Origin of the sequence: Streptomyces sp. NPDC059456, assembly GCF_042750055.1 — a bacterium.
In the GTDB taxonomy this organism is placed as follows: Bacteria; Actinomycetota; Actinomycetes; order Streptomycetales; family Streptomycetaceae; genus Streptomyces.
The window spans coordinates 1-6,818 of sequence record NZ_JBHYVA010000467.1; the positions used below are offsets into that span (position 1 = coordinate 1).

Annotated in this window: 6 protein-coding genes and 1 pseudogene; 2 read left to right on the forward strand and 5 right to left on the reverse strand. The window is 70.2% G+C overall.

The window, feature by feature from the left end; all coding sequences use genetic code 11:
- Window positions 1-24: 24 nt before the first annotated feature.
- Window positions 25-366: pseudogene (locus ACFXA3_RS30540) on the forward strand (DUF1326 domain-containing protein); the annotation flags it as partial.
- Window positions 367-469: 103 nt separating this feature from the next.
- Here the strand turns inward: ACFXA3_RS30540 and ACFXA3_RS30545 are convergent.
- From ACFXA3_RS30545 to ACFXA3_RS30560, 4 genes are all read right to left on the reverse strand, one after another.
- Window positions 470-895, reverse strand: coding sequence for a DUF3052 domain-containing protein (locus ACFXA3_RS30545; RefSeq protein ID WP_385191869.1), 426 nt, complete (start codon window positions 893-895; stop codon window positions 470-472).
- Window positions 896-1,542: 647 nt separating this feature from the next.
- Window positions 1,543-2,391, reverse strand: a complete 849-nt coding sequence (locus ACFXA3_RS30550) for a class I SAM-dependent methyltransferase (protein ID WP_385191872.1) — start codon at window positions 2,389-2,391, stop codon at window positions 1,543-1,545.
- 69 nt (window positions 2,392-2,460) lie between these two features.
- Complete coding sequence (locus ACFXA3_RS30555) at window positions 2,461-3,825, reverse strand: glycosyl hydrolase family 28-related protein (protein ID WP_385191875.1); 1,365 nt, start codon at window positions 3,823-3,825, stop codon at window positions 2,461-2,463.
- A gap of 40 nt (window positions 3,826-3,865) precedes the next feature.
- Window positions 3,866-4,501, reverse strand: a complete 636-nt coding sequence (locus ACFXA3_RS30560) for an SMI1/KNR4 family protein (protein ID WP_385191878.1) — start codon at window positions 4,499-4,501, stop codon at window positions 3,866-3,868.
- Between the two features lie 158 nt (window positions 4,502-4,659).
- Here ACFXA3_RS30560 and ACFXA3_RS30565 point away from each other — a divergent pair, with 158 nt between their 5' ends.
- Window positions 4,660-6,078, forward strand: a complete 1,419-nt coding sequence (locus tag ACFXA3_RS30565; protein WP_385191881.1) for a cellulase family glycosylhydrolase — start codon at window positions 4,660-4,662, stop codon at window positions 6,076-6,078.
- Between the two features lie 63 nt (window positions 6,079-6,141).
- Here the strand turns inward: ACFXA3_RS30565 and ACFXA3_RS30570 are convergent, their stop codons facing one another.
- Window positions 6,142-6,426: a hypothetical protein gene (locus ACFXA3_RS30570; RefSeq protein ID WP_385191883.1), complete on the reverse strand. Its 285-nt coding sequence runs from the start codon at window positions 6,424-6,426 to the stop codon at window positions 6,142-6,144.
- Between the last annotated feature and the right edge of the window lie 392 nt (window positions 6,427-6,818).

Genomic DNA, 6,818 nt, shown 5'->3' on the forward strand with positions numbered 1-6,818 from the left:
CGCCAGATGATCTTCGGCTGACTGGCCGGGAGCTGGCCCGCACAGATTCTCACCATTATGGCCCCGCACGTGGTGCGGGGCATGGACTTCGCCCCCATACAAATGGAGGTCGACGAAGACCTCGGCGGCTGGCGGGCCACGATCCCGGACCGTGTCGAGGCGAGGGCCGAGGCGCTCACCGGACCGACCACGCCCGAGGGTGCCCGCGTCCGATCGACCAACTTGCCGGGCTGTGAGACCGGGCCTGGACAGGTCGCGACCTGGGGTCGCTCGACCGCGGACCGCGCCAACGCCTTCGGCTTCCACTGGAGCCGTGAAGGGCAGTCCAGCAAGCACATCACGTTCGACTGGACGGGCCCCGGCTGAAGCCGGCTCCTTGGGCCCGGCAACCTGCCGGACACCCGACGCCGCCGCACCTTGCTCCGGGAGACGGCGACGCCGCAAGACATGTGGGGGCGCGCTCGGAGAGCTAACGCTTCCTGGCCGCACCCTTGGGGGTGATGAGACGGGCGCCGTTCCAGTCCTTGCCCGCGTTGATGGACTTCGTCCGGGACAGGCCGGCGGTCGTGGACGCTTCCCCGATCTCGCCGGGCTCGACGTAGCCGTCCCTTCCGCTCTTGGGGGTGAGCAGGAGGAGCGAGCCGCCTTCTTCCATGTATGCGATGGCGTCGACCAACGCGTCGGTGAGATCACCGTCATCCTCGCGGAACCACAGGAGTACGGCGTCGGCGACGTCGTCGTAGTTCTCGTCGACCAGCTCGGTGCCGGTCGCCTGCTCGACCGCTTCGCGGAGCTCCTGGTCGACATCGTCGTCGTACCCGATCTCCTGAACGACCATGTCGGGCTGGAATCCGAGCCGGACTGCCAGATTGGTCTCTGCATGATCCGTCGTCATGGTTACCCTCTCTTCGGAACGAGCACATCCACGGTGCGCACATCCGTATCCAAACAGATACGCACAGCGACCGCGCGGCACTCGGGACCTCCTGGCCTGCCGTTCGGAGCAAGCCCGGCGACATCCCGGACGACGAACACCACGGCGCGGCCACCGGACCCACCAGCGCACGCACACTGCCCCGCGCGCTACCCAAAGGCGCACCGTCGTGGTTCTTCCACGGTGCCGGGGGCGATCTCGAAGAGCGGGCTCAAGGACTGACCCGGCGAGCTGGTCCCGGTCACGACGCCACGGCCGGTCACCCGGGCGCAGCAGCGTCTCCGGCGGCCGACCGCTGGCGCGGCGCTGAGCGGCTGTGGCAGCGCCCACGAACCACAGCGCGCTGGGCGTACTCCTCCACGCCCGCCACGCGGGGTACTGGGGGGTAATGCGGTGGCGGGGTCCGGGAGCGAGGCGGTCAGCCTCAGCAGGGTGTTCCGGCTGACCGGAACCCTGCAGGCGTCCCGCATCCGGTGCCGGCGCGGCCGGCGAACGCAAGACAGACCGGCGCCGGCACCGGCCGCCGCTCGGCCCGTCGTCCGAACCTGCGGGTGCGAGCAGGTATTTGCTGGGCGGAGGCACCGATCACCAGGGAACCGGAAGACTCTCTACCGGCGGATGGCCGAGATCAGTCCGCCCGGCTGCTCATCGCGCTGTGGCGGGGTGCTGATCGGGCGGCCGTAGGCGGCAGCGCGCTCGCGCAGGGTGTGGCTGTCGGCGTCCCAGCCGTGCCCGGCCAGCCAGCCCACCGGGTCGTCGGGCATCTCCGAGACCCACATGGACGCCGCCGAGCCCGGCGCGGCATCCGCGCCGAAGCGCTCGACCACGCCGCGCGAGCCCAATGTCAGCCCCATGCGGCTGCCTGCCGCCGACTGCGCGCTGATCCGGGCCAGCAGCAGATCCACCGCCTCCTCCGGCAGGTAGATCAGGAGGCCTTCGGCGATCCATGCGGTCGGCACGGCCGGGTCGTGCCCTGCGGCGGCCAGCGCGGCCGGCCAGTCCGCACGCAGGTCCACGGCGACGGTGATCCGCTCGCAGCGTGCGACGGCCCGCTCCTGGCGCAGCACCGAAGCCTTGAAGTCCAGTGGCGCGGCGGTGTCGACCTCGAACAGCCGGGTGCCCTCGGGCCAATCCATTCGGAAGGCCCGGCTGTCCATGCCTGCGCCGAGCAGCACGACCTGCCGGACCCCGGATGCGGAGGCCTGCTGCAACAGCTCGTCGAGGAACTTCGTCCTGATGACGATGGAGAACGACACGGCCGTCCGGCGGCGTCGCGCGGCCTCGTCATCGGGCTGCGGCGAGGAGGGCCACAGGCCGCCGGCGGTGGCGAAGGCCTGCGCCAGCGGGTCGCGGAACAGCGCGTTCTCCCGCGCGGTCTCCAGCGCCCGCACCCTGGCCACCCCCACCGCCGTGGCCCACACTCCCGACGGCTGCACCCGCTCCCGCTCATCAGTCACCGCGCCAGCCTAGGTGATCGATGCCAAGAGGCCCATGGGCGGTTCACCGTGGACGGACGCGCCGGGTGGTTACGCGTTGAGCGCCGACCAGAGCCACTGGCCGCCGACCCGGACGTAGAGCCGCTTGTTCGCGGAGTCCACGGCCATGGTGCCGTCCAGTGGCTGACGGGTGAACGAGGCGTCGCTGACCGGGCCGGGCACCAGCCGCAAGGGCGGGTTCGGCGCGTTCTTGACGGGGATCGTTCCGGTCGCCTGGGCGCCGAGGGTTCCGTAGCTGTTCTCCACCCGGAAGTCGCCGGTCGAGGACTGCTCGTAGTAGATGTGGGTGCCGGTGGGCGCGGTGGTGTAGAGCCCGACGACGTTGCGCAGCACGGCGGTGGAGCCCGGGCCCGAGTAGAGCGCGACGCCCGCGTTGACGGTGGCCTTGTCCCGGTTGGCGATGACCACGTTCTCCAGCGCACTGGCGCTCGCCGCCCAGCTGATGACGTTCCGCGCGGTGGCCGGGGTACCCGCGGCGAAATCGCCGGCGTAGCAGTAGATGTTGGTGGCGTAGACGTGCCTGCAGCCCGCGTCGGTCTTCAGGTGCGGGCCGCCCTGCATGCGGGAGGTCTCGAACTTGCAGTCGGTGATGTAGACGCCGTTGGGGTTGTTGGTGGTGACGGCTCCTTGGCCGATCCACAGCGCGCCGGTGCCGAAGGCCTCCAGGCGGCAGCCGATGAAGTGGATCTGATTGATGTTGTCCTTGCTGTGGCCCCAGGCGCCTTCGGTTGTGGAGGAGGCGTTGCGCAGCCAGATGTTGGGCTGGGTGGTGCTGGCGGTGGTGCCGGTGCAGTCCTCGATGACCAGGTTATAGAAGCGGGAGTCCCAGAACTCCACGGCGTCGATGCACATGTCCTTGTTCGAGGTCATAAAGACGTCGCGGAAGTAGGAGTTGTTGTTGTAGTAGAGCTCCAGCAGCAGGCCGGTCTTGCCGTTGCCGTTGAAGCCGAGGTTCTCGACGGAGCAGTAGCGGCGGTGGGTGGAGCCCGTGGAGTAGGCCGCTCCCGTGCCGGACATCCGGAGCAGGATGCCGTCGCCGCCCTTGACCAGCATGGAGGCCTTCGCCCCGGCGCCGGCCAGGCGGATGCCGTCGGCCTTGACGGCCAGCGCGGGTGCGCCGGCTGCGGGCCTGACCAGGTACTTCCCGACGGGGAAGTACACGGTGCCGCCGCCCGCCGCGGCCGCCGCGTCGAGGGCGCGCTGGACGGCTGCGGTGTCGTCGGTGGAGCCGTCGCCGACCGCGCCGTGGCCCTTGACGTCGAACCAGTCGGGCGTTCCTGCGGCCGTGGTCGCCGCGGCGGCCGGACCGCCGCCGGACATCAGTGCGGTCCCGGTGAGCCCGGCCACCGCCCCCGTCAGCACTGCGCGCCGGGCCTTCTTCAGCTGTTCGGTCATGGTCTCCCCCTTGTGATGACGGACAACGGGGATGATCTTGTCACCCGGCACTGACAGTTGAGGGATTCCGCCGGTGCGCACGGTGTGCGAGTGCTCTGGCCCGGGGCCCCCAGGGGGCGCTTGCAACGGTCGCCGGGGAGGTGAGCCCCAGAGCCGTGTTGTCCTTGCCGTCCCGCATGTGGTCCAGCCAGCGTTCGTACCAGGCGAGGAAGTCCCGGGCCGAGGAGACGTTGGGAGGCCGGAAGCCGTCCGCGTTGCCGGTGAGCATGCGGCCGGTGAGGGGGCCGGTCACGCCGATGAGGCACAGGTCGGAGCAGCCCATCTCGATGACGTGGAGGAACAGGTCCCCCTGCGACGCGTCAGGGTGGTTCACGTGGTGGAAACCCCGCGGGGTGCCGTCCGGTGGCTGCCGGTCCATGGTGAACAGCCTGCACTCCTCCAGCGGGAGCAGACCGTAGAAGGGGCCGGCGCCGCTTCCCCCGAGGGCGACCAGGAACTTCCGGTAGGCCGGAGGCAGTTCGACGTGGTGTTCACCCTCGAAGAGGTCCGCCTGAGCGGAACCGATGCGCGGGCCGACACGGAACGCGTGACGCTCGGCGCCCATCGAGTGGCTGCGCTGCGCCTGGTACGGGACCTTCGCCAGCTTGGAGCGGATGCGCGGTATGCGGGAGTCCATTGGAGGATCTCTTCTCTTGTTCGCCGCCACTCTACCGGCCCGACCGACTGGGTCTCGCCAACTCATGCGCAACCCTGGGAACTTGACGCACTCACCAGTAACATCCGACCGCCCAGCAGCACGCCGCCCGAGCAGCCGCCCTGGAAGGGGTCACCTGTATGCGCTTGACCTCCCGAGTCGCCCCCGTCGCCCTCGCCGTGGCCGCTCTCCTGCTCGGCGTCCTCCCCGCGCGGGCCGAGGCCCGGCCCGACCGCACACCCGACCGGGTCACGGTGGGTGACCGTACCTACATCGCCGACGGCCAGGGCCGCGCGCTCCAGTGGCGCGGCTTCAACCTCGCCGACAAGAGCAGCCGAGGCGCCAACGCGTTCGCCGACATCCACGAGAGCGATCTCGAAGACATGGCCGCCCGGGGCTTCAACCTTGCGCGCCTCGCGTTCTTCTGGGACGACCTCGAACCCACCCCCGGGCACTACGACCGCGGCTACCTCGCCAAGATGCGCCGCATCCTCGACTGGGCCGACCGCTACCACGTCAAGGTCATCCTCGACGCCCACCAGGACGTGTACGGCCCCCACTTCGGCTCCCGCGGCGTCCCCGAGTGGGCCACCCGAGACGAGGGGCTGCCGTTCTGGCCGATACCCGACGACTGGTTCTCCGAGTACTTCGAGCCGTCCGTGCAGACCGCCTTCGACCACCTGTACAAGGACGCGGACCTCCGCGCCGCGCACGCCCGCATGTGGATGACGGTCGCCTCCGCCCTGGGCGGGCACCCGGCGCTGCTCGGCTACGACCTGATGAACGAGCCGTTCGCGAAGTTCCTCGAGGGCGAGGACCTTCCCGCCGCCGCGGCCCGCTTCGAGGCCGGCGAGCTCACCGAGCTGTGGAACCGCCTTGCCCGGGCGATCCGTCTGGTCGACCGCACGTCGTGGGTGTTCGTCGAACCCACCGTCATCGTCGGTCTCGGCATCCCCACCCGGATGGGCTCCATCGACGACCCGCACGCCGGCTACGCCCCGCACTTCTACGAGACCGCGATGGAAACCGGCGCCGACTACGACCCCAACGGCACCTTCATCCCGGCCTACGAGGCCGCGATCAGCGACTACCCTGCCCGCCACCACATGCCGGTGATCGTCGGGGAGTGGGGCGGCAACCCCTACGTTCCGCACGCGAGCCGGTTCGTCTCCGACATGACCGCCTCCCTGGACCGCTTCGCCAGCGGCTGGACGTGGTGGCAGTGGTGCCGGGGCGGCGGCTACTGCTTCCTCGACCAGACGGGCGCAGCGAAACCCAATGCGCAGCTGCTGGTCCAGCCGTACGCGCGGGCCGTCGCGGGCGACCCCCTCCACTTCGCGTACGACCCGGCCACACGCACCTACACCCTCACCTTCCGTACCCGGGGCAACGCCGAGGGGCCCACCCAGATCACCGTGCCCAAGGACGTGTACCCAGGCGGCTACCGCGTCGGCATCGAAGGCAGCAAGGCTCTCTGGGGCCGCAGCGGCGAGACCGTCACCGTGCATGCACACGGCAGGGCCGGAGCCACGTACAAGGTCACGATCAGCCCGAGGTAGCCCACCAAGACCCGGAGCGGTCAGGACTCGGCGAGCCCTCCGCTTCAACTGCTCCCGAGGTCGCTACCCGGCGGCCACGACCTGGCCGGCCGTGACCTGGGGAGGGTTGGGCAGCAGGGAGGCGAGGCTGTCCCGTACGAATTCCGCCGCCCTCTTGATCGATTCCTCGGCCCCGGCCTGGTCTTCGAAGACGCTGGTGGAGACCATCACTCCCTCCCCCGCGTCGATCCAGTAGTAGGCCACGAATCCGGGCACCTGGCGCAGCAGGGGCACGAATCCCTCGTCCACCCGGCGTCCCGCCTCGGCGGGATCCGTCACCCCTGCATACCGTCGAACCACTGCGTACACGGCTGATCTCCTCATTGATCCCGAAGCAACCTCGCGCGAGAGGACATACCCCTGCTGCGTGCTTCTCGCTCGCGGGATGCCCGGAGGGCACTCGGACAGGCGCATCGACGCAGCAACGGTGCAGCTGAAACGTGACGCCCGCAGCCGCACCCGTACGGCGGACAGAGCACCCGGGCATTGGGCCCGGCAGCAAGTTCGTCCATCCGGGGAGCACGGAGCAGCCACGTCTCCGGGAACCAGTGCACCGGGCCCGGACCGCCGGCCAACGCCGGGGGCTCGGGTCGGGTCCGCGTCGTACGGCACACCCGGGCCGCAGCCCTCGGCCGGGCGGGCGGCGCCGGGGGCGGCCAGGCCACCCCCAGCGAAAAACGACCGAAAAAAGAGGAAGAGGG

Bases quoted from the DNA above. Each gene is read 5' to 3' on its own strand.
- ACFXA3_RS30555 (WP_385191875.1), bottom strand. From the start codon at position 3,825: ATGACCGAACAGCTGAAGAAGGCCCGGCGCGCAGTGCTGACGGGGGCG.
- ACFXA3_RS30565 (WP_385191881.1), top strand. From the start codon at position 4,660: ATGCGCTTGACCTCCCGAGTCGCCCCCGTCGCCCTCGCCGTGGCCGCT.
- ACFXA3_RS30545 (WP_385191869.1), bottom strand. From the start codon at position 895: ATGACGACGGATCATGCAGAGACCAATCTGGCAGTCCGGCTCGGATTC.
- ACFXA3_RS30560 (WP_385191878.1), bottom strand. From the start codon at position 4,501: ATGGACTCCCGCATACCGCGCATCCGCTCCAAGCTGGCGAAGGTCCCG.